Below are 22,287 nucleotides of genomic sequence, written 5' to 3'. Positions count from 1 at the left end.
CTCCATGTTGGGCTTCGCCTTTGGCTCAACCCAACCTACGTCTTTTTGCGAATCCAATACAGGTAAGTGCCGGCCTCTTCCTGTTGCTGCACCAGCTCATGGCCGAGGAATACGCAGAACTTGGGGATGTCGCGGCGGGTTGAGGGGTCGGTGGCGATGACTTTGAGCAGGCCGCCAGCCGGCAGGTCGCGCACTTTGTTGTGCAGCATCATTACCGGCTCCGGGCAGAACAGGCCGGTGGCGTCGAGGGTGCCGTCCAGCGGCGCGGCGGGATCGAATTCAGACATGAGTCACTCCAGAAACTGACGGCCATTTTCGTCAAATGGCCGCCTCGGTCAAACCCTGTTCGCCTACTTGCTCAGCCGGCGCAGGTGGCAGGTCACTTCTTCCCGATCGTGGTAGAGCTGTTTGCAGCTGATGCTGGCCCTTACCCCACGGGCTTTGAAGCCCTCTTCAATGCGTTCGAGCAGACGCTTCACTTCGGCGTAGCGCTGTTTCATCGGCAGCTTCAGATTGACCACCGCCTCGCGGCAATGGCCCTCGCCGATCCAGGTTTCCAGCAAGGCAGCGTTGCGCGCGGGTTTCTCGACGATGTCGCAGACCATCCAGTCCACCGGCTGTTTGGGCGTCCAGGTAAAACCGTCGACCATCAAATGCTGCACCAGGCCGGTGTCCATCAGACTTTCGGCCATCGGACCGTTATCGATGGCGGTCACCAGCATGCCACGACGCACCAGTTGGTAGGTCCAGCCGCCGGGCGAAGCGCCAAGGTCGACGCCGGTCATGTCGCCGTTCAGGCGCTCGTCCCACTCTTCACGGGGAATGAACTGGTGCCAGGCTTCTTCCAACTTGAGGGTGGAGCGGCTGGGGGCTTCGCGCGGGAACTTGAGGCGCGGAATACCGCCGGGCCAGAACGCCGAGTTGTTGGTTTCGGCCAGGCCGAGGAACACTTCGCGGCCGCTCTTGAAGGTCAGCAGCAGGCGCGGTTTACGCTCGTCTTCGACCAGGCGCCCGGCTTTCTTCAGGGCATTGCGCAGCGGCGCTTCGAATTTTTTGCAGAAGTTCGACAGCTCTTTGCCGTCGTTGGTGTCCAGCACTTCCAGCCACAGGCTGCCGCACACGGGCAGGTCCTGCAGGTGGGTGAGCAGCACGCTGATGCGGTCGGTTTCCGGCAGGTCGATGAACTGCCCACGGGCCCATTGGCGCGGGAAAATCAGCTGAGCGAAGCGCTGGCCACGCATCAGGCGCTCGGGGCCGTCGGCGTCGGTGCAGATAAATTCGGCGTAGGCGGTATTGGGCTTGGCCTTGGCGTACCCCGCCACCTCCAGGCGCGCGGCGTGGTCGCTTATTTCCGAGCACACCTCGCTTTCGAAACCGGGGCGGCAGTGCAGCAACAAAGTGGTCATCAGGTGTTCTCCTCAGGGCGCGCATGATAGCCGAGTTGGAACCCCGAGCGCTCAAGGGCAGTCAGTTGAAAGGCGCAAGCCTTCAAGGCGAAACCTGCCGCGCCAGCTAGGCTAGATCTGTCCTGCAGTTTCTACCTATGCACCCTTCGACGCAGCCCAACTGCGCACCCCGGGCTTTACCGTGTAGCCCCATAAGGAGATGAGCATGCCATCCCGCAATAGCCTCAACAGCCGCCAAACCCTCACCGTCGGCGCTAAAACCTATACCTACTTCAGCTTGCCGGAGGCCGCGAAAAAGCTCGGCAGCCTCGACAAGCTGCCGATGTCGCTGAAAGTGCTGCTGGAAAACCTGCTGCGCTGGGAAGACGACAAAACTGTCACTGGCCACGACATCCAGGCCCTGGCGGACTGGCTGAAAACCCGCAGCTCCGAACGTGAAATCCAGTACCGCCCGGCCCGCGTGCTGATGCAGGACTTCACCGGCGTACCGGCGGTGGTCGACCTGGCCGCCATGCGCGCTGCCATGGCCAAGGCCGGCGGCGACCCACAGAAGATCAACCCGCTGTCACCGGTGGACCTGGTGATCGACCACTCGGTGATGGTCGACAAGTTCGCCAGCACCAGCGCCTTCGAGCAGAACGTCGAGATCGAGATGCAGCGCAACGGCGAGCGTTATGCGTTCCTGCGCTGGGGTCAGAATGCCTTCGACAACTTCAGCGTTGTGCCACCGGGCACCGGCATCTGCCACCAGGTCAACCTGGAATACCTCGGCCGCACGGTGTGGACCAAAGAGGAAGATGGCCAGACCTTCGCCTTCCCCGACACCCTGGTCGGCACCGACTCGCACACCACCATGATCAACGGCCTCGGCGTACTGGGCTGGGGCGTGGGCGGCATCGAAGCGGAGGCAGCCATGTTGGGTCAGCCGGTATCCATGCTGATTCCGGAAGTGATCGGCTTCAAGCTCAGCGGCAAGCTGAAGGAAGGCATCACCGCCACCGACCTGGTGCTCACCGTTACCCAGATGCTGCGCAAGAAAGGCGTGGTGGGAAAATTCGTCGAGTTTTATGGCGACGGTCTGGCCACCCTGCCCCTGGCCGACCGCGCCACCATCGCCAACATGGCCCCGGAATATGGCGCCACCTGCGGCTTCTTCCCGGTGGACGACATCACCCTCGGTTATCTGCGCCTGTCCGGCCGGCCGGATGCCACGGTGGCGTTGGTCGAGGCCTACAGCAAAGCCCAGGGCCTGTGGCGAGAGCCGGGCCATGAGCCGCTGTTCACCGACGCCCTGGCGCTGGACATGGGCACCGTAGAAGCCAGCCTGGCCGGGCCGAAACGCCCGCAAGACCGCGTCGCCCTGCCTGCCGTGAGCCAGGCCTTCGATGATTTCCTCGGCTTGCAAATGAAGCCGGCCAGCACCGAAGAAGGCCGTTTGCTCAGCGAAGGCGGTGGCGGCACGGCGATCAACGACGGCGCCAGCGCGGGCGAGGCGGACTATGAATTCAACGGTGAAAAACACCGACTCAAACACGGCGCCGTGGTGATCGCCGCCATCACCTCGTGCACCAACACCTCGAACCCCAGCGTGATGATGGCCGCCGGCTTGCTGGCGAAAAAGGCGGTGGAAAAAGGCCTGCAGCGCAAACCCTGGGTGAAAAGCTCGCTGGCCCCCGGCTCGAAGGTGGTGACCGACTACTACAACGCCGCCGGCCTGACCCAGTACCTCGACGCCCTCGGTTTTGACCTGGTGGGATACGGCTGCACCACCTGCATCGGCAACTCCGGACCACTGCCGGAACCGATTGAAAAAGCCATTCAGCAATCGGACCTCACCGTTGCCTCGGTGCTCTCCGGCAACCGCAACTTTGAAGGCCGCGTGCACCCGCTGGTAAAAACCAACTGGCTGGCCTCGCCCCCCCTGGTGGTCGCCTACGCCCTGGCCGGCAGTGTGCGCATGAACCTCAGTGAGGACGCCTTGGGCACCGGTAAAGACGGCAAGCCGGTGTACCTGCGCGACATCTGGCCCAGCCAGGCAGAAATCGCCGAGGCGGTGCAGAAAGTCGACACCCAAATGTTCCATAAAGAGTACGCCGAGGTGTTTGCCGGCGATGAGAAGTGGCAGGCCATTGAGGTGCCGGATGCCGATACCTATGCCTGGCAGGCCGATTCCACCTACATCCAGCACCCGCCGTTTTTCGAGCGCATCAACGAGGCGCCGCCGAAAATCGGCAACATTGCCGACGCCCGCATCCTTGCCCTGCTCGGCGATTCGGTGACCACCGACCACATCTCCCCGGCCGGCAACATCAAAGCCAGCAGCCCGGCCGGCCGTTATCTTCAGGAAAAAGGCGTGCAGGCGCAGGACTTCAACTCCTACGGCTCACGCCGCGGCAACCATGAAGTAATGATGCGCGGCACCTTCGCCAACATCCGCATCCGCAATGAAATGCTCGGCGGCGAAGAAGGTGGCAACACCCTGCACGTGCCCAGCGGCGAGAAGCTGGCGATCTACGATGCGTCGATGCGCTACCAGCAGGAAGGCACACCGCTGGTGGTGGTGGCCGGCAAGGAATACGGCACCGGCTCGTCCCGCGACTGGGCGGCCAAAGGCACCAACCTGCTGGGCGTCAAAGCGGTGCTGGCGGAAAGCTTCGAGCGCATCCACCGCTCCAACCTGGTGGGCATGGGCGTACTGCCGCTGCAGTTCAAAAACGGCCAGGACCGCAAGACCCTCGGCCTTTCCGGCAAGGAAACCCTGAGCATCGGCGGCCTCGACAATGTCGAGCTGAAACCGCTGATGCACCTGCCCTTGACCCTTACCCGTGAAGACGGCAAGCAGGAGCAGTTCGAGGTGCTGTGCCGCATCGATACGCTGAATGAAGTGGAGTACTTCCGCGCCGGCGGGATTCTCCACTACGTGCTGCGACAATTGATCGCTGGGTAAGCCGCGAAGGCTCTGGCTGGCGGCCTCGGGCAGAACCCCGCGCCGCCGGCCTTTTGCGACTATGGTGTTGAAAACTGTGCGCCAGTTCAAATCTGGTTACACTGCGCGGGAAATTTGACGTCGGAAATTTCTCCTCAACTTTGCTCGGCAGCGGCCGATCAGAACGGCACGGACATTACGGATAAAGCCCCATGCGCAACAATCAGCCCGTCACCCAACGTGAACGTACCTTTCCTGCTCAGCAACGCCTGATCTCCACCACTGACCTCAAAGGCGAGATCACCTACGCCAACGATGCGTTCGTAGAAATCAGCGGCTTCACCCGCGAGCAGTTGATCGGTTCTCCACACAATATGGTTCGCCACCCCGACGTGCCGCCGGCGGTGTTTGCGCATATGTGGACGACGTTGAAATCGGGCCGACCGTGGATGGGCATCGTCAAGAACCGCTGTGTCAACGGCGACCACTACTGGGTCAACGCTTACGTCACGCCGGTGCTGGAAAACAGCCAAGTGATCGGCTTTGAGTCGGTGCGGGTAAAACCCACCGCGGAACAGGTTCGTCGCGCTGAAGCGCTGTACCAAAGGATCAATGCGGGCAAAGCAGCGATTCCGTCGAGCAATTTCTGGCTGCCGATTCTGCAGAACTGGGTTCCCTTCATTCTGATCAGCCAGATCGGTTTTGTGCTGGGTGCCTGGCTCGATTTCCACTGGGGTTTTCTGCTTGCGGCAGTGCTTTCAGTACCCCTCGGCCTGCTCGGCCTGAACTGGCAGCAACGCGGTATCCGCCGCCTGTTGCGCCTCGCCGAACAAAGCAACTCCGACCCGCTGATCGCCACCATGTACACCGACAGCCGCGGCCCACAGGCACGCCTGGAAATGGCCATGCTCAGCCAGGAAGCGCGCCTGAAAACCTGCCTGACCCGGCTGCAAGACAGCGCCGAACACCTGACCGAGCAGGCCCAGCAGGCCGACACCCTGGCGCAGAACAGCTCCAAGGGCCTGGAACGTCAGCGGGTGGAAACCGAACAGGTCGCCACCGCCGTCAACGAAATGGCCGCCACCACCCTGGAAGTGGCCAGCAACGTGGCACGTACCGCCATCGCCACCCAGGAAGCCAACCGTCTTACCGGTGAAGGCCGCAGCATTGCCGGCGAAACCCGCGAAGCCATTCAGCGCTTGTCGGTATCGGTGGGTGAAACTGGCGAAACCGTGACCCGCCTGGCCCAGGACAGCAACGAAATCGGCGGCGTGGTCGATGTGATCAAAGGCATCGCCGACCAGACCAACCTGCTGGCCCTCAACGCCGCCATCGAAGCCGCACGTGCCGGCGAGATGGGCCGTGGTTTTGCCGTGGTCGCCGATGAAGTGCGCTCACTGGCGCAGCGCACCGCTGAGTCCACCGGGCAAATCCATCAGTTGATCGCCAAGCTGCAACGCACCGCCGAAGAGGCCGTGCTGACCATGGAGATCGGCCGCAAACAGGCAGACGAAGGCGTTGAGCGCGTGCTCAAGGCGGACCAGGCGTTGGTGGGTATCAGCGAAGCGGTGGCCAACATCGCCGACATGGCCGACCAGATCGCGGCGGCGGCGGAAGAGCAAAGCGCGGTGGCGGATGAGATCAACCAGAACATCACCACCATTGCCCAGTTGGCCGATCAGACCTCTGGCGAAGCGCAGAACACCGCGCAGTTGAGCAAGGAGCTGACCATCACCGCGCAGCGGCAGTCGGCGTTGGTGGAACGGTTTAACCGCTGACAATCAGCCCATAAAAAACGCCACCGGCCGCAGCGGCCCGTGGCGTTTTTTTTATGCCTTTAGCAAGCAGATCACTCGTAGGAGCGGCTTCAGTCACGATGCTTTTGCTGCCACCCCTATTCCCAGGCGCGGCCCAATCGCGGCTGAAGCAGTTCCTACAGGGAACATCGGCTCAACCTAAAAAGCGGACGATGTGTTCAGCAGCACTCTGCAGATGCTGTTCATGGCTAAACCCCGATGACTTCAGCGGCTTGAGGTCATGGTCAGCCGCCGCCAGCCACAGCACTTGGATCTGCTTCGACAACGCGTACTGCACCACCGTCTCTTTATTGCCCAAGGCATCCCGCTCGCCCTGCACGATAAAGGTCGGTGTGCGCAGTTCGGCCAAATGCGCCACCCGCGGTTTCTCTGGCTTGCCCGCGGCGTAGAACGGATAGCCCAGACACACCAACGCATCCACGCCCAATTCATCGGCCAACAAACTGGCCATCCGCCCGCCCATGGACTTGCCGCCGATGGCCAGCGCCCCTGCGACCTGTTGGCGCACCGCGGCATAAACCGCGCGCCATTCCTCCAGCAAACGCGCCTGCGGATTGGGCGGCCGGCGGCCGCCATCGAGGCGGCGCTGCGCCATATAAGGAAACTCGAAACGCACCACAGCCAGGCCCTGCGCGGCCAACAGCTCGGCCATTGCGTTCATGAACGGGCTGTCCATCGGCGCGCCAGCTCCGTGGGCGAGGATCAACGTCGCGCGCGCTTCGCCCTCGGGACGGTTCCACAGCCACTCCCCTGCTTCCGAGGCGCCTGATGGTGCTTGATACAGATCAATATCGCCGCTGGTCGGTTTCGCCATGCTTGCCTCGCCTTCAATAACTAGAGAAATCTGCGGATGGGCCTGACATGAGCACAACAACCACGACTGCCTACGACTATAAGGTGGTTCGCCAGTTCGCCATTATGACGGTGGTATGGGGCATCGTCGGAATGGGCTTGGGGGTATTCATCGCCTCCCAACTGGTCTGGCCACAACTGAACTTCGACCTGCCCTGGACCAGCTTCGGGCGCTTGCGTCCGCTCCATACCAACGCCGTGATCTTCGCCTTCGGCGGCTGCGCGTTGTTCGCCACCTCTTACTACACCGTGCAACGCACCTGTCAGACCGCGCTGTTCGCGCCGCGTCTGGCTGCCGCCACCTTCTGGGGCTGGCAACTGGTGATCGTGCTGGCCGCGGTCAGCTTGCCACTGGGTTACACCAGCTCGAAAGAATACGCGGAACTGGAGTGGCCCATCGACCTGCTCATCACCGCCGTGTGGGTCGGTTATGCGGTGGTGTTCTTCGGCACCCTGCTCAAGCGCAAGACCAAGCACATCTATGTCGGCAACTGGTTCTACGGCGCGTTTATTCTCACCGTGGCGGTTTTGCACATCGTCAACAACCTGGAAGTGCCGGTCAGCCTGACCAAGTCCTACTCCCTGTATTCCGGCGCGACTGACGCCATGATCCAGTGGTGGTACGGGCACAACGCCGTGGGCTTTTTCCTCACCGCAGGCTTTCTCGGGATGATGTATTACTTCGTACCCAAGCAGGCCAACCGCCCGGTGTATTCGTATCGCCTGTCGATCGTGCACTTCTGGGCGCTGATCACCCTGTACATCTGGGCCGGTCCGCACCACCTGCACTACACCGCGCTGCCGGACTGGGCGCAATCGCTGGGCATGGTGATGTCGCTGGTCCTGCTGGCACCGAGCTGGGGCGGCATGATCAACGGCATGATGACCCTCTCTGGCGCCTGGCATAAGTTGCGCGACGACCCGATTCTGCGCTTCCTCGTGGTCTCTCTGGCGTTCTACGGCATGTCGACCTTTGAAGGTCCGATGATGGCGATCAAGACCGTCAACGCCCTCTCCCACTACACCGACTGGACCATCGGCCACGTGCACGCTGGCGCCCTCGGCTGGGTGGCGATGATCAGCTTCGGCGCGCTGTACCACATGGTGCCGAAACTCTGGGGCCGCCCGCAGATGTACAGCATGGGCCTGGTCAATGCGCACTTCTGGTTGGCCACCATCGGCACCGTTCTGTACATCGCCTCGATGTGGGTTAGCGGCATCACCCAGGGCCTGATGTGGCGCGCGATCAATAGTGACGGCACCCTCACCTACTCGTTCGTGGAGGCACTGGAGGCCAGTCACCCCGGGTTCATCGTGCGCATGGTCGGCGGTGCGATCTTCTTCGCCGGCATGCTGCTGATGGCCTACAACACCTGGCGCACCGTGCGCAGCGCACAGCCGGCCGAAATGGCCAGCGCCGCGCAGATGTCTTGAGGAGAGCGGCCATGAGCAAACATGAAGTACTCGAAAAGAACGTTTTCCTGTTGGTGCTGTGCATGGTGCTGGCGGTCAGCATCGGCGGCCTGACGCAAATCGTGCCGTTGTTCTTCCAGGACGTAACCAACAAGCCGGTGGACGGCATGAAGCCCTACACCGCGCTGCAACTGGAAGGCCGCGACATTTATATCCGCGAAGGTTGCGTGGGCTGCCATTCGCAGATGATCCGCCCGTTCCGCGCAGAAACCGAACGCTACGGCCACTACTCGGTGGCCGGTGAAAGTGTCTGGGACCACCCGTTCCTGTGGGGCTCCAAACGCACCGGCCCGGACCTCGCCCGCGTTGGCGCGCGTTACTCGGATGACTGGCACCGCGCGCACTTGTACAACCCGCGCAACGTCGTGCCTGAGTCGAAGATGCCGGGCTATCCCTGGTTGGTTCAGCACCAGCTCGATGGCAAGGACACCGCGAAAAAGCTCGAAGTGATGCGCCTGATGGGCGTGCCGTACACCGATGCCGATATCGAAGGCGCCAGCGCTGCCGTCCAGGGCAAGACCGAGATGGACGCGGTGGTTGCGTACCTCCAGGTGCTCGGCACCGCCATCAAGAACAAGCGCTGAGCAGGGGAATCTAAAATGACTGTTTTCTGGAGTTGGTACGTCTGCTTCCTGACCTTGGGCAGCCTGTTTGCGTTGCTCTGGCTGGTGTTTTCCACCCGCAGCGGTGAAACCCCCAACGGCGGCGACAAAACCATGGGCCATGCCTTCGATGGCATCGAGGAATACGACAACCCCCTACCGCGCTGGTGGTTCCTGCTATTCGTCGGCACCATTTTCTTTGCCTTTATATACCTGCTGCTGTATCCGGGCCTGGGTAACTGGAAAGGCATTCTGCCGGGCTACAGCGATGGCTGGACGCAAGTCAACCAATGGCAACGTGAAGTGGACAAAGCCGACGCGCAATACGGCCCGCTCTTCGCCCGCCTGGCCGCCATGCCGCTGGAAGAACTGAGCAAAGATCCCGAGGCGCTGAAAATTGGTGGTCGCCTGTTTGCCACCAACTGCTCGGTGTGTCACGGCTCTGACGCAAAAGGCACCGTCGGTTTTCCAAACCTGACCGACACCAACTGGCGCTGGGGCGGTGATGCCGAAACCATCAAGACCAGCATCCTCCATGGTCGCATGGCGGCCATGCCAGCCTGGGGTCCGGTCATTGGCGATGCTGGGGTGAAAAACGTTGCGGCCTATGTGCGCACCAGGCTGGCGGGCTTGCCGCTGCCAGATGAAAGCGACGCTGATCTGGATGCAGGTGGTACCACCTATGCCACAACCTGCTCGGCCTGCCACGGACCGGAAGGCACCGGCACAGCGGTAATGGGCGCTCCCGACCTCACCCACCCTGCCGGCTGGATCTACGGCAGCAGCCTGACCCAACTGCAACAAACAATCCGTCACGGCCGTATGGGCCAGATGCCGGCGCAAGAGCAATTCCTGGGTAACGACAAGGTGCATGTACTGGCCGCTTATGTATTAAGTCTGTCGCGCCAGCAGCAATAGTTTGGTGATCAGTGAGCATGGCGCGACGGACTGCGGGTCATGCCCACTGACACATCTAACCCCTCGATCAACCGCGCCGATTGCCCCATCAAGCAAGCTGACCGAATGGCCAACCCCACCTTTGGTCGCGATGCGACCCAGTGTCGCACCCTGACGACCGGTAACGGTCATGGTGCGTTTTCATCTACTAAGCTGGCGCATTAGCCGTCAGTGTTTGCTATGAGGCACAAGACACATTCGTTGACGGTTAGGGATAAGGGCGGACACCTGAGAACCATCCTCATTTAGAGGCCGAAATACCTTGTTTCAGGTGTCTGAAAGCCTTATCGCTGCGGCCTGTGGCGTTGCAATGACTACGTCGTTTCCTCATACTTGCCGCCGATTTTTACCCCTAAAAAACACCCTAAACCGTGGAACCTTAGAATGAGCACAGCAATCAGTCCGACTGCTTATAACTATAAGGTGGTCCGCCAGTTCGCCATCATGACGGTGGTCTGGGGGATCCTTGGCATGGGCATGGGCGTCTTCATTGCCTCGCAATTGGTATGGCCGGAGTTGAACTTCGGTTTGCCATGGACGAGCTTTGGTCGCCTGCGCCCCCTGCATACCAACTTGGTGATTTTCGCCTTCGGTGGCTGTGCTCTGTTCGCTACGTCGTACTACGTAGTTCAACGTACCTGCCAGACTCGTCTGATCTCAGACAGCATGGCGGCCTTCCACTTCTGGGGCTGGCAAGCCGTGATCATCGGCGCGGGTATCACCCTGCCGCTGGGCTACACCACCTCGAAGGAATACGCTGAACTGGAATGGCCTCTGGCTATTCTGCTGGCCGTGGTCTGGGTGACCTACGCCGCCGTGTTCTTCGGCACCATCATCAAGCGTAAATCCAAGCACATCTATGTCGGCAACTGGTTCTACGGTGCCTTCATTCTGGTGACGGCGATGCTGCACATCGTCAACCACATGTCCCTGCCGGTTTCGCTGTTCAAGTCGTACTCGCTGTATTCCGGCGCGACCGACGCGATGATCCAGTGGTGGTACGGCCACAACGCCGTGGGTTTCTTCCTGACCACCGGCTTCCTGGGCATGATGTACTACTTCGTGCCGAAACAGGCCGAGCGTCCGATCTACTCCTATCGCCTGTCCATCGTGCACTTCTGGGCGCTGATCACCCTGTACATCTGGGCCGGTCCGCACCACCTGCACTACACCGCTCTGCCGGACTGGGCTCAATCGCTGGGTATGGCCATGTCGATCATCCTGCTGGCTCCGAGCTGGGGCGGCATGATCAACGGCATGATGACCCTGTCGGGCGCCTGGCATAAGCTGCGCACCGACCCAATCCTGCGCTTCCTGGTGGTCTCCCTGGCGTTCTACGGCATGTCGACCTTCGAAGGCCCGATGATGGCCATCAAGACCGTCAACTCGCTGTCGCACTACACCGACTGGACCATCGGCCACGTACACGCCGGCGCTCTCGGCTGGGTAGCGATGATCTCCATCGGCGCCCTGTACCACATGATCCCGAAACTCTGGGGCCGTCCACAGATGCACAGCGTTGGCCTGATCAACGCCCACTTCTGGCTGGCGACCATCGGTACCGTGTTGTACATCGCTTCGATGTGGGTCAACGGTATTACCCAGGGCCTGATGTGGCGTGCCATCAACGAAGACGGCACCCTCACCTACTCCTTCGTTGAAGCGCTGCAAGCTAGCCACCCGGGCTACATCGTGCGGGCACTCGGTGGTGCGTTCTTCGCCTCCGGCATGCTGCTGATGGCCTACAACACCTTCCGTACCGTGCGCGCCTCCCAGCCAGCTGAAGCAGAAGCCGCCGCTCAGATCGCTGTAGTTGGAGCTCACTGATGAGAAATCATGACGTAGTCGAGAAGAATATCGGCCTGTTGGCCTTCTTCATGGTTATCGCCGTAAGCATCGGCGGCCTGACTCAGATCGTTCCATTGTTCTTCCAGGACGTTACCAACAAGCCGGTTGAGAACATGAAACCGCGCTCGGCCCTGGAGCTGGAAGGTCGTGACATCTACATCGCCAACGGTTGTGTCGGCTGCCACTCGCAGATGATCCGCCCGTTCCGTGCTGAAACCGAACGTTATGGCCACTACTCGGTAGCCGGTGAAAGCGTTTGGGACCACCCGTTCCTGTGGGGTTCCAAGCGTACCGGTCCGGACCTGGCCCGCGTTGGTGGCCGCTATTCTGACGACTGGCACCGTGCGCACCTGTACAACCCGCGCAACGTAGTACCTGAGTCGATCATGCCGGCTTACCCGTTCCTGGTAGAAAACAAGCTCGACGGCAAAGACACCGCCAAGAAAATGGAAGTTCTGCGTTCCATGGGCGTGCCTTACACCGACGAAGACATTGCCGGCGCCCAAGCTGCGGTCAAAGGCAAAACTCAAATGGATGCTGTGGTGGCCTACCTGCAAGGTCTGGGCACCATCATCAAAAGCAAACGGTGACATGTGATGGATATCGGGATGATTCGCGGTCTTGGCACCGTAGTCGTAATGGTCGCTTTCGTAGGCCTGGCGCTCTGGGTTTTCAGTGGCCGCCGGCAGAAAGACTTCGACGAAGCCACCCTGCTGCCGTTCGCGGATGATCCCGAAGCCATCAAGCACGTCGAGCAAGAGCAAGCTTCTAGGAGTAACAAAGAATGACCCTCTTCTGGAGTCTGTACGTCACTGTACTTACCCTGGGCACCATCGCCACGCTGACATGGATTCTCCTGTCCACGCGCAAAGGCCAACGTGCTGAAACCACCGACGAAACCGTCGGCCACTCCTTCGATGGCATCGAGGAATACGACAATCCGCTGCCCAAGTGGTGGTTCATGTTGTTCGTCCTGACCATCATCTTCGCCCTCGGTTACCTGGTGCTCTACCCGGGCCTGGGCAACTGGAAAGGTGTGTTGCCGGGCTACGCCTACCTGAACAACGAGACCAAGCAGGAATTCTCGAATGGTCAGCCAGGCTGGACCGGTGTGCACGAGTGGGAAAAGGACATGGCCAAGGCTGACGCCAAGTTCGGTCCGATCTTCGCCAAGTTTGCCGCCATGCCGATCGAAGAAGTGGCCAAAGACCCGCAAGCCCTGAAAATGGGTGGCCGTCTGTTCGCTTCCAACTGCTCGGTTTGCCACGGCTCCGACGCCAAAGGTAACTATGGTTTCCCTAACCTGACCGACGCCGACTGGCGCTGGGGCGGTGAAGCGACCACCATCGAAACCACCATTCTCGGCGGTCGCCACGCGGTGATGCCGGCATGGGGCACCGTCATCGGTGACCAGGGCGTACGTGACGTCGCTGCATTCGTGCTGACCCAACTGGACGGCCGCAAGCTGCCCGAAGATGCCAAGGCAGATGCTGCCAACGGCCAGAAAATCTTCGCGGCCAACTGCGTGGCCTGCCATGGTCCTGAAGGTAAAGGCACCCCGGCAATGGGCGCGCCGAACCTGACCCACCCAGCGGCTTTCATCTACGGTTCGAGCTTCGCTCAGCTGCAGCAGACCATCCGTTACGGTCGTCAGGGCGTGATGCCTGCTCAGGAACAACTGCAAGGCAAGGACAAGGTTCATCTGTTGGCGGCTTACGTCTACAGCCTGTCCCACGGCAACACCTCGGATGCTGCAAAAGAGCAAGCCGAGTAATAGCCTCGTAAGAAATTGCTTAGGAGCCTGCCCACCGGGCAGGCTCCTGATGCAAACCCCCGTTTTTCCCCTCGCTCCGCCCTCCCCCGCACTAGCTCAAGCCTTACGCGACTTCACGTCGCAGCATTAACCCTGCAATCAACGCGTATAATTCAGAGCGCACTAGTCGCTTTGACCTCCGTCGGCACGCATCGACGAGGCTTTTTCCACTGCCGTGGTACGCCCGATGAGTAAGCAGATCCCTGTTCAAGACATCACCCCGCCCGCCAAGCCTGCGGATAAGTCCGTGGACCTCTACGCCTCCCGGGAAAAGATCTACACCCGCGCCTTCACCGGTTTTTTCCGCAACCTGCGCATGCTCGGCGGCGCCGGTTTGTTCTTGCTCTACTTCGGCACCGTCTGGCTCAACTGGGCTGGCCACCAGGCCGTGTGGTGGAACCTGCCAGAGCGCAAGTTCTACATCTTCGGCGCCACCTTCTGGCCACAAGACTTCATCCTGCTTTCGGGCATCCTGATCGTCAGTGCCTTCGGCCTGTTCTTTATCACCGTATTCGCCGGCCGCGTGTGGTGCGGCTACACCTGCCCGCAAAGCGTGTGGACGTGGATTTTCATGTGGTGCGAAAAGGTCACAGAGGGTGACCGCAACCAGCGCATGAAACTCGACAAGGCGCCGATGAGCGCCAACAAGCTATTGCGCAAGTTCAGCAAGCACAGCCTGTGGCTGCTGATCGGCCTGGTCACCGGTCTGACCTTCGTCGGTTACTTCTCGCCGATCCGCGACCTGACCATTGATTTCTTCACCGGCGAAGCGGATGGCTGGGCCTATTTCTGGGTTGGTTTTTTCACCCTCGCCACCTACGGCAACGCTGGCTGGCTGCGCGAGCAGGTGTGCATCTACATGTGTCCCTATGCGCGCTTCCAGAGCGTGATGTTCGACAAAGACACCCTGATCGTCTCCTACGACCCACGCCGCGGCGAACGCCGTGGCCCGCGCAAGAAAAACGCCGACTACAAGGCCGAAGGCCTGGGTGACTGCATCGACTGCACCATGTGCGTTCAGGTTTGCCCCACCGGCATCGACATCCGCGACGGCCTGCAGATCGAGTGCATCGGCTGCGCCGCCTGCATCGACGCCTGTGACACGATCATGGACAAGATGGAGTATCCGCGCGGGCTGATCAGCTACACCACCGAACACAACCTGTCCGGGCAGAAGACCCACCTGGTGCGGCCACGTCTGATCGGTTATGCCGTGGTCCTGCTGGCCATGATGGCCTTCCTGGCCACCGCCTTCGTGCTGCGCCCGCTGGTAGGTTTCGACGTCAGCAAAGACCGCGTGCTGTTCCGCGAAAACGCCGAAGGGCGGATCGAGAACGTCTACAACCTGAAGATCATGAACAAGGACCAGCAGGCTCACACCTACGTGCTCACCGCCAACGGCCTGGATGATCTGCAGCTGGCCGGCAAACGCGAGTTCAAGGTCGATGCCGGGGAGATCATCACCCAACCAATCGAGCTGTCGGTGTCACCGGAGAAACTGCCCTCGAGCACCAACGAAGTGGTCTTCGTGCTCGAAAGCGCCGACGACCCGGCTACCCACGTCGAAACCAAGAGCCGCTTCATTGGCCCGAGTATCCGCTGAGCCAATTGCCCCCTACACTAGCGCCCTGCAAAAACCAGGTCACCGATTCAGAGAGACAACCAATGCCCGCAACAGCAAGCAGTCCCTGGTACAAACACATCTGGCCCTGGATCATCATCGGCATGCTGACCACTTCGGTAGCCCTGACCATGCATATGGTATTCATCGCTGCCGATGGCCAGGACACTCTGGTAACCGACAACTACTACGAAGCCGGCAAAGGCATCAGCCGCTCCCTGGACCGTGAACGCCTGGCCAAGGACCTGCACCTGGAAGCCCGCGCCACCCTCGACGAAGTGACCGGCGAAGTCAGCCTGGTGCTCAGCGGCGACAGCCGTCCCGAGACCCTGGACATGAACCTGATCTCGCCGACCCAGGCCGACAAAGACCGCCACCTGACCCTCAAGCGCAGCACCAGCGAGCCAGACCGTTACGTCGGCCAGCTGTCGGAAGCCGTTGAAGGCCGTCGTTTCGTCGAGCTGCTGGGTCAGCAAGGCGAGCAAACCTGGCGTCTTTTCGAAGAAGAGAAAGTCGGCGCTGGCGTCGAGCTGAAACTGGGTGACGAGCCGATTCCAGGCGCCGAAACCCAACGTTAAGCCCATGAGCACGCCCCTGCCCTGCTATCACTGCGGCTTGCCGGTTCCCGCCGGCAGCCGCTTTTGCGCGACTGTGCTGAACGAGCGCCGCGAGTTCTGCTGCCCCGGCTGCCAGGCCGTGGCCGAAGCGATTGTCGCGGGCGGGCTGGAGAGTTATTACAGCCACCGCAGCGAAAGCTCGGTGAACCCGCAGGCGCTGCCGCAGCAGTTGCAAGACGAGCTGGAGCTGTACGACCGCGCCGACGTGCAGAAAGACTTCGTCCACCATGCCGCCGACCTCGCCGAAACCACCCTGCTGCTCGAAGGCATCAGCTGCGCCGCCTGCGGCTGGCTGATCGAACACCGCTTGCGCCAGCTGCCGGCGGTGGCCGAGGCGCGCCTCAACCTGTCCAACCACCGCTTGCAGGTGCGCTGGGCCGATAGCCAACTGCCGCTGAGCGCGCTGCTCGGTGAGCTGCGCCATATCGGTTACGCCGCCCACCCCTACCAGGCCGACCGTGCTGCCGAACAACTGGCCGCAGAAAACCGCCTGACCCTGCGCCAACTGGGGGTCGCCGGACTGCTGTGGTTCCAGGCGATGATGGCGACGATGGCCACCTGGCCGGAATTCAACATCGACCTCAGCCCCGAGCTGCACCAGATCATGCGCTGGGTGGCGATGTTCCTGACCACGCCTATCGTTTTCTACAGCTGCGCCCCCTTCTTCAAAGGCGCCATGCGCGACCTGCGCACCCGTCACCTGACCATGGATGTCTCAGTCTCCCTGGCCATCGGCAGTGCCTACGTGGCGGGCATCTGGACCGCCATCACTGGCGTCGGTGAGTTGTATTTCGATGCCGTCGGTATGTTCGCCTTGTTCCTGCTCACTGGCCGTTACCTCGAGCGGCGCGCACGCCAGCGCACGGCCGCAGCTACGGCACAGCTGGTCAATCTGCTGCCCGCCTCGTGCCTGCGCCTGGACGCCGAAGGCCAGAGCGAGCGCATTCTGCTGCGCGAGCTGCAACTGGGTGAGCAGGTGCTGATTCAGCCTGGCGCCGTGGTGCCGGCCGATGGCCGCATCGTGCAGGGCCAGTCGAGCGTCGACGAGTCGCTGCTGACCGGCGAATACCTGCCACTGCCACGCGCGGTCGGCGATCTGGTCACCGCCGGTACCCTCAACGTCGAGGGGCCGCTACACGTCGAAGTGCTCGCCCTGGGGCATGACACACGACTGTCCGCCATCGTCCGCCTGCTCGACCGCGCCCAGGCCGACAAACCGCGTCTGGCCGAACTGGCCGACAAAGCCGCGCAGTGGTTCCTGCTCGCCACCCTTCTGTTGGTGGTGGTGATTGGCGCCGTCTGGTGGCACCTAGACTCCAGCCGCGCCTTTTGGGTAGTGCTGGCAATGCTCGTCGCCACCTGCCCGTGCGCGTTGTCGCTGGCCACACCGACCGCCCTCACTGCCGCCACCGGCACCCTGCACAAGCTTGGCCTGCTGCTCACTCGCGGCCATGTGCTGGAAGGCCTGAACCAGATCGACACGGTGATCTTCGACAAAACCGGCACCCTCACCGAAGGCCGCCTGACACTTCGTGCCATTCGCCCACTGGGCAAAGACAGCGACGACGCCTGCCTGGCCCTCGCCGCAGCCCTGGAAAACCATTCCGAGCACCCGATTGCCCGCGCCTTTGGCCAGGCCCCCGCAGCAGCCGAATCGGTCAGCAGCATGCCGGGGCTGGGGCTCGAAGGTGTGATTGACGGGCGTCGCCTGCGTATCGGCCAGGCGACATTCGTCGCCCAACTGAGCGGCGCGCCAGCCCCAGCGATGCCGGACGAAGCCGGTCAGTGGCTGCTGCTGGGTGATACACAAGGACCACTGGCCTGGTTCGTTCTCGATGACCGTCTACGCAGCGATGCCCCCGCCCTGCTGGCAGCGTGCAAGGCGCGCGGCTGGAAGACCTTGCTGCTGTCCGGCGACACCTCGCCGATGGTCACCAGCGTCGCTGCCGAACTGGGCATCGACGAAGCCCACGGCGGCCTGCGCCCCGACGACAAGCTGGCGATGCTGCACACCCTGCACAGCCAGGGCCGCAAGGTGCTGATGCTCGGCGACGGGGTCAACGACGTACCGGTCCTGGCCGCGGCGGATATCAGCGTGGCCATGGGCTCGGCCACCGACCTTGCGAAAACCAGCGCCGATGCGGTGCTGCTGTCCAACCGCCTCGACGCCCTGGTGCAGGCCTTCAGCCTGGCGCGGCGCACCCGTCATGTGATCATCGAGAACCTGTTGTGGGCCTGTCTGTACAATGGCCTGATGCTGCCGTTCGCCGCCCTCGGCTGGATCACTCCGGTATGGGCGGCGGTCGGCATGTCGGTCAGTTCCCTGACCGTGGTACTCAATGCCTTGCGGCTGACGCGCCACCGCGCTCTGCCTGCGAGCGCTGGCAGCGCCTGACTGCCCGGAGCCTGTATGCCCGCCTTATACCTGTTGATTCCGATAGCCCTGCTCATCGTTGCGGTGTGCATCTTTATCTTCTTCTGGGCCGTCAACAGCGGTCAGTACGATGACCTCGACGGTCCCGCCCACAGCATTCTGTTCGACGACCAGGACCCCAATCACCTGGCCGGCGTCGACCAGGCCGACGGCCATAAACCGGATGACGAACAGGAGCCGCCCCGTGCTTGAATTGGCGCCGCTACTGGTTTCGGCGGTGATCCTTGGCCTGCTCGGTGGCGGCCATTGCCTGGGCATGTGCGGCGGTCTGATGGGCGCGCTGACGTTGGCCATTCCGCCGGAACAGCGCAGCCGCCGCTTTCGCCTGCTGCTGGCGTACAACCTCGGGCGGATTCTCAGCTACGCCTGTGCCGGCCTGCTGATCGGCATGGCCGGCTGGGCCGTGGCCAATAGCCCTGCAGTGATGGTGCTAAGAGTTGTCGCGGCGCTGCTGCTGATCGCCATGGGCCTGTACCTGGCCGGCTGGTGGAGCGGGCTGACCCGTATTGAAGCGTTGGGGCGCGGGCTGTGGCGCTATATCCAGCCGTTCGCCAGCCGCTTGATGCCGGTCTCCAGCCTACCCCGCGCGTTGCTGCTGGGCGCGCTGTGGGGCTGGTTGCCGTGCGGTTTGGTCTACAGCACCTTGCTGTGGGCGGCGAGTCAGGGAAATGCGCTGGACAGCGGCTTGCTGATGCTGGCCTTCGGGCTGGGCACCTGGCCGGTGCTGCTGGCCACCGGCATGGCGGCCGAGCGCCTGACTGCCGTATTGCGCAAACGCAATGTGCGCATGGCTGGCGGTTTGCTGGTGATTCTGTTCGGTTTATGGACGCTGCCGGGCCCCCATCAGCAATGGCTGATGGGGCATGCGATGCACCATTAAAACGGTGCTCAGGACATCATCAGACTGGACATTTCCGTCAGCTGGTCAGGGCTCAGACCCGCTTCCTTGATCGCCTTGATCAAGTTGCCGTTTACCGTAGCGATAGCGCCATTCAACGTGGCGATTTCGCTTTGGATGCCCTGCGCTTTCTGCATGCGCTCTTCTTCGGAAAGGCTCTGATCGGCCATCACCGCCTGCAACTCGGCCTGTTTTTCCGCCAACTGCGCTTTCAGTTCACGGAGCATTTTCAGCGCCTGCTTGATGCTATCCGGCAGGCTGCTCTCATCGATGTCATCGTTCTTGGAGGCAGCACTGATTTTCTGCGCCTGCTCCGACAAGGTGACTTTGATGCCCTGCAGCGCGGTGAGCTTGTCCACCGGCGCGTCATCCGGCTCGCGGTTGGCCTTGATGGCGACCTGTTGAGCCAAATGTCCTGTGACGTTGCTGGTATTGATCGGCAACATTTCCCTTCTCCCTACGTAGCGACACAAGGTTGTCGGCTGTCGGAGCTGGAACTTAAGTCCATGGCCAGGCCGGGAGCTAAGCTGATACCCTTACGCTTCGTGTGTGCTTGGCTACAAAGGATGCCTCGCAATGAATGAAATGATCAAAACCCGCGGCCTGCCGGCCGTGCATTGCAAAGACTGCAGCCTTAGCGGCCTGTGCCTGCCGCTGTCGATGGACCTGGAAGATATGGACGCACTGGACGACATCGTCAAACGCGGCCGGCCACTGAAAAAGGGCGATTTCCTGTTCCGCCAGGGCGACCCGTTCACCTCGGTGTTTGCCGTGCGCTCTGGCGCGCTGCGCAGCTTCAGCGTCTCCGATGGCGGCGACGAACAGATCACCGGCTTCCACCTTCCGAGCGAACTGATGGGCATGTCGGGCATGGACCAGGAGTCCTACCCCACCTCGGCCCAGGCCCTGGAAACCACCACCGTTTGCGAAATTCCCTTCGAAAAGCTCGATGACCTGTCGCTGCAGCTGCCGCAACTGCGCCGCCAACTGATGCGCATCATGAGCCGCGAGATTCGCGACGATCAGCAGATGATGCTGTTGCTGTCGAAAAAGACCGCTGACGAGCGCATCGCCTCGTTCCTGATCAACCTCTCGGCGCGCTTCCGTGCCCGTGGTTTCTCGGCCAACCAGTTCCGTCTGTCGATGTCGCGCAATGAAATCGGCAACTACCTGGGCCTCGCGGTGGAAACCGTATCCCGCGTGTTTACCCGCTTTCAGCAGAGCAACCTGATCGCCGCCGACGGCAAGGAAATCCAGATTCTCGACCCGGCACAGCTGTGCGCCCTGGCTGGCGGCAATCTGGAGCAGTAAGCAAGCCCTGGCCGGCGCGACTTGTTAGAATCGCGCCTTTGCCCGAACAGCCAGTAGGACCTCGCGATGATCTTCGACGACTTCAGCATCAAATCCCTGATTCGCCCCGTGCCAGATTTCCCCAAGCCTGGCGTGATCTTTCGCGATATCACCCCTCTTTTCCAATCGCCACGCGCTTTGCGCATGGTCGCCGACAGCTTCGTGCAGCGTTACGTTGAGGCCGAGTTCACCCACATCGGCGCCATGGATGCCCGTGGTTTTCTCATCGGCTCGATCATTGCCTATGCCCTGAACAAGCCACTGGTGCTATTCCGTAAGCAAGGCAAATTGCCAGCCGATGTGTTGGCCGAGGGCTACCAGACCGAATACGGCGAAGCGTTTCTGGAAGTGCACGCCGACAGCCTGTGTGAAGGCGACTCGGTGCTGATTTTCGATGACCTGATCGCCACGGGCGGCACCCTGCTGGCGGCCTCGGCCCTGGTGCGCCGGATGCGCGCCACGGTGTTCGAAGCGGCGGCGATCATCGACCTGCCGGAACTGGGCGGCTCGCAAAAGCTGCAGGACGCCGGCATTCCAACCTTCTGCCTGACCAGTTTCGCGCTCTCTGATCGCTGAAACCTGCGGTTTTAGCCAAGCACCAGCTGTTACCCCCGCGCGCCCCGGCCAACCTTGTTGGTCGGGGCGCTGCACTTAGGTTGGGTGTTCCTGTTGCCAGCTTGGGCCAATCATTGAAACCAATCAGTGATCAACCCTGAGCCGTACAACAAGAAAGGTCGCCCTGTGGCGACCGTCAGGAGCCTCCTATGACCGCCATCCCAACGCCCTCCAAACTGACCAAGCCCAACGCCAGCTTTCCGGTGCGGCGCATGGACTTCACCTTTGCCGAAACGGAAAAATACTGGTGGAGCAACGACCCGTTCATGACCCACTTCATGAACAACCTGTCGTCGCTGTTCCCCTATGGCGAAATGTTCTTCGTCGATAGCGTGCGCGCCGTGCGTGACACCATCACCGAGCCGCAGCTGAAGAAAGACATCAGCGCCTTCATCGGCCAGGAAGCCATGCACTCCAAGGAGCACGCGACCTACAACGAGTACGCCGCCCAGCACAACATCGACTTGGAAAAGCTCGAGCTGCGCATCAAGGTATTGCTGGAGTGGGTAACCAAGATCACCACCAAGAAACAACGCCTGGCCGCCACCTGCGCCCTTGAACACTTCACCGCGACCATGGCCCAGCAACTGCTGCAACGCGAAGACCTGACCACCCAGATCGACGACCCGAAGATGTACCAACTGTGGATGTGGCACGCGATCGAAGAGAACGAGCACAAAGCCGTGTGCTACGACGCTTACCAGGCGGTGGGCGGTGGTTACTTCACCCGCGTGGCGATGATGGCGATCTCCACCGTGATCTTCTTCGGCGTGATCGGCTGGTTCCAGGTGCACCTGCTGCGCAAAGACCGCCAACTGTTCAACCTGCGCAGCTGGGGCCGCGGCCTGCGCACCCTGTTCAGCCTGCGTGACGGCTTCCTCACCAAACTGGTGCTGCCGTATCTGGACTACTACCGTCCAGGCTTCCACCCGTTCGACCACGACACCAAAGTGCTGGAACAGCGCTGGAAGGACCGCCTCGGGTTTAGCGGTTAATACACCTCCCCCACCAATCGCCTATCGGCCCCCTCTCCCGCTACGCGGGCAGAGGGGACTGAA

General features: G+C 61.5%; 21 protein-coding genes. 17 read left to right on the top strand and 4 right to left on the bottom strand.

What is annotated here, in order from left to right; all coding sequences use genetic code 11:
- Window positions 1–35 precede the first annotated feature (35 nt).
- A complete protein-coding gene (gene tusA, locus C8K61_RS17280) occupies window positions 36–287 on the bottom strand; it encodes a sulfurtransferase TusA (protein ID WP_108097322.1) in 252 nt (83 codons plus the stop codon).
- 63 nt (window positions 288–350) lie between these two features.
- Window positions 351–1,406: a 23S rRNA (cytidine(2498)-2'-O)-methyltransferase RlmM gene (rlmM, locus tag C8K61_RS17275; protein ID WP_108097323.1), complete on the bottom strand. Its 1,056-nt coding sequence runs from the start codon at window positions 1,404–1,406 to the stop codon at window positions 351–353.
- Between the two features lie 205 nt (window positions 1,407–1,611).
- Between rlmM and acnA the strand changes: the two genes are divergently transcribed.
- Together acnA and C8K61_RS17265 are read left to right on the top strand one after the other, a co-directional pair.
- Entirely contained in the window at window positions 1,612–4,353 is a 2,742-nt protein-coding gene (gene acnA / locus C8K61_RS17270) for an aconitate hydratase AcnA (RefSeq protein WP_108097324.1), read from the top strand.
- Between the two features lie 191 nt (window positions 4,354–4,544).
- Entirely contained in the window at window positions 4,545–6,110 is a 1,566-nt protein-coding gene (locus tag C8K61_RS17265) for a PAS domain-containing methyl-accepting chemotaxis protein (RefSeq protein WP_108097325.1), read from the top strand.
- Window positions 6,111–6,282: 172 nt separating this feature from the next.
- Here the strand turns inward: C8K61_RS17265 and C8K61_RS17260 are convergent, their stop codons facing one another.
- Window positions 6,283–6,963, bottom strand: a complete 681-nt coding sequence (locus C8K61_RS17260) for an alpha/beta family hydrolase (RefSeq protein ID WP_108097326.1) — start codon at window positions 6,961–6,963, stop codon at window positions 6,283–6,285.
- A gap of 47 nt (window positions 6,964–7,010) precedes the next feature.
- Between C8K61_RS17260 and ccoN (C8K61_RS17255) the strand changes: the two genes are divergently transcribed.
- From ccoN (C8K61_RS17255) to C8K61_RS17200, 12 genes are all read left to right on the top strand, one after another.
- Window positions 7,011–8,435: a cytochrome-c oxidase, cbb3-type subunit I gene (gene ccoN / locus C8K61_RS17255; RefSeq protein WP_108097327.1), complete on the top strand. Its 1,425-nt coding sequence runs from the start codon at window positions 7,011–7,013 to the stop codon at window positions 8,433–8,435.
- 11 nt (window positions 8,436–8,446) lie between these two features.
- Complete coding sequence (gene ccoO, locus C8K61_RS17250; RefSeq protein ID WP_108097328.1) at window positions 8,447–9,058, top strand: cytochrome-c oxidase, cbb3-type subunit II; 612 nt, start codon at window positions 8,447–8,449, stop codon at window positions 9,056–9,058.
- 15 nt (window positions 9,059–9,073) lie between these two features.
- Window positions 9,074–9,994: a cytochrome-c oxidase, cbb3-type subunit III gene (gene ccoP / locus C8K61_RS17245; protein ID WP_108097329.1), complete on the top strand. Its 921-nt coding sequence runs from the start codon at window positions 9,074–9,076 to the stop codon at window positions 9,992–9,994.
- A gap of 423 nt (window positions 9,995–10,417) precedes the next feature.
- Window positions 10,418–11,860 carry a cytochrome-c oxidase, cbb3-type subunit I gene (gene ccoN, locus C8K61_RS17240; protein WP_108097330.1) on the top strand — a complete coding sequence of 481 codons (1,443 nt, stop codon included), beginning with the start codon at window positions 10,418–10,420 and terminating at the stop codon, window positions 11,858–11,860.
- Window positions 11,860–12,471, top strand: coding sequence for a cytochrome-c oxidase, cbb3-type subunit II (gene ccoO, locus C8K61_RS17235; RefSeq protein WP_108097331.1), 612 nt, complete (start codon window positions 11,860–11,862; stop codon window positions 12,469–12,471). Before ccoN (C8K61_RS17240) ends, ccoO (C8K61_RS17235) begins: the two co-directional genes overlap by 1 nt.
- 6 nt (window positions 12,472–12,477) lie before the next feature.
- Window positions 12,478–12,669: a cbb3-type cytochrome c oxidase subunit 3 gene (locus C8K61_RS17230; RefSeq protein WP_108097332.1), complete on the top strand. Its 192-nt coding sequence runs from the start codon at window positions 12,478–12,480 to the stop codon at window positions 12,667–12,669.
- Window positions 12,666–13,655, top strand: coding sequence for a cytochrome-c oxidase, cbb3-type subunit III (gene ccoP, locus C8K61_RS17225; RefSeq protein ID WP_108097333.1), 990 nt, complete (start codon window positions 12,666–12,668; stop codon window positions 13,653–13,655). The genes C8K61_RS17230 and ccoP (C8K61_RS17225) overlap by 4 nt, the downstream gene beginning before the upstream one ends.
- A 226-nt stretch (window positions 13,656–13,881) precedes the next feature.
- Complete coding sequence (gene ccoG, locus C8K61_RS17220) at window positions 13,882–15,297, top strand: cytochrome c oxidase accessory protein CcoG (protein ID WP_108097334.1); 1,416 nt, start codon at window positions 13,882–13,884, stop codon at window positions 15,295–15,297.
- 62 nt (window positions 15,298–15,359) lie between these two features.
- Entirely contained in the window at window positions 15,360–15,893 is a 534-nt protein-coding gene (locus tag C8K61_RS17215) for a FixH family protein (RefSeq protein WP_108097335.1), read from the top strand.
- A gap of 4 nt (window positions 15,894–15,897) precedes the next feature.
- Window positions 15,898–18,327, top strand: a complete 2,430-nt coding sequence (locus C8K61_RS17210) for a heavy metal translocating P-type ATPase (protein WP_108097336.1) — start codon at window positions 15,898–15,900, stop codon at window positions 18,325–18,327.
- A 15-nt stretch (window positions 18,328–18,342) separates the two neighbouring features.
- Window positions 18,343–18,558, top strand: a complete 216-nt coding sequence (ccoS, locus tag C8K61_RS17205) for a cbb3-type cytochrome oxidase assembly protein CcoS (RefSeq protein WP_108097337.1) — start codon at window positions 18,343–18,345, stop codon at window positions 18,556–18,558.
- Window positions 18,551–19,246, top strand: coding sequence for a sulfite exporter TauE/SafE family protein (locus C8K61_RS17200; protein ID WP_108097338.1), 696 nt, complete (start codon window positions 18,551–18,553; stop codon window positions 19,244–19,246). Before ccoS ends, C8K61_RS17200 begins: the two co-directional genes overlap by 8 nt.
- An 8-nt stretch (window positions 19,247–19,254) precedes the next feature.
- Here the strand turns inward: C8K61_RS17200 and C8K61_RS17195 are convergent, their stop codons facing one another.
- On the bottom strand, window positions 19,255–19,710 hold the full coding sequence (locus tag C8K61_RS17195) for a hypothetical protein (protein WP_108097339.1): 456 nt from the start codon (window positions 19,708–19,710) through the stop codon (window positions 19,255–19,257).
- 130 nt (window positions 19,711–19,840) lie between these two features.
- Here C8K61_RS17195 and fnr point away from each other — a divergent pair, with 130 nt between their 5' ends.
- The 3 genes from fnr (at window position 19,841) to C8K61_RS17180 (ending at window position 22,224) form a co-directional block, all read left to right on the top strand.
- Complete coding sequence (fnr, locus tag C8K61_RS17190; protein ID WP_108097340.1) at window positions 19,841–20,575, top strand: fumarate/nitrate reduction transcriptional regulator Fnr; 735 nt, start codon at window positions 19,841–19,843, stop codon at window positions 20,573–20,575.
- A gap of 66 nt (window positions 20,576–20,641) precedes the next feature.
- Complete coding sequence (locus C8K61_RS17185; RefSeq protein ID WP_108097341.1) at window positions 20,642–21,190, top strand: adenine phosphoribosyltransferase; 549 nt, start codon at window positions 20,642–20,644, stop codon at window positions 21,188–21,190.
- Between the two features lie 188 nt (window positions 21,191–21,378).
- Window positions 21,379–22,224: a metal-dependent hydrolase gene (locus C8K61_RS17180; RefSeq protein ID WP_108097342.1), complete on the top strand. Its 846-nt coding sequence runs from the start codon at window positions 21,379–21,381 to the stop codon at window positions 22,222–22,224.
- Window positions 22,225–22,287: the final 63 nt, after the last annotated feature.

This window comes from Pseudomonas sp. GV071 (genome assembly GCF_003050835.1).
Taxonomy (GTDB): domain Bacteria; phylum Pseudomonadota; class Gammaproteobacteria; order Pseudomonadales; family Pseudomonadaceae; genus Aquipseudomonas.
This window is presented reverse-complemented; position numbering and strand designations above follow the sequence as displayed.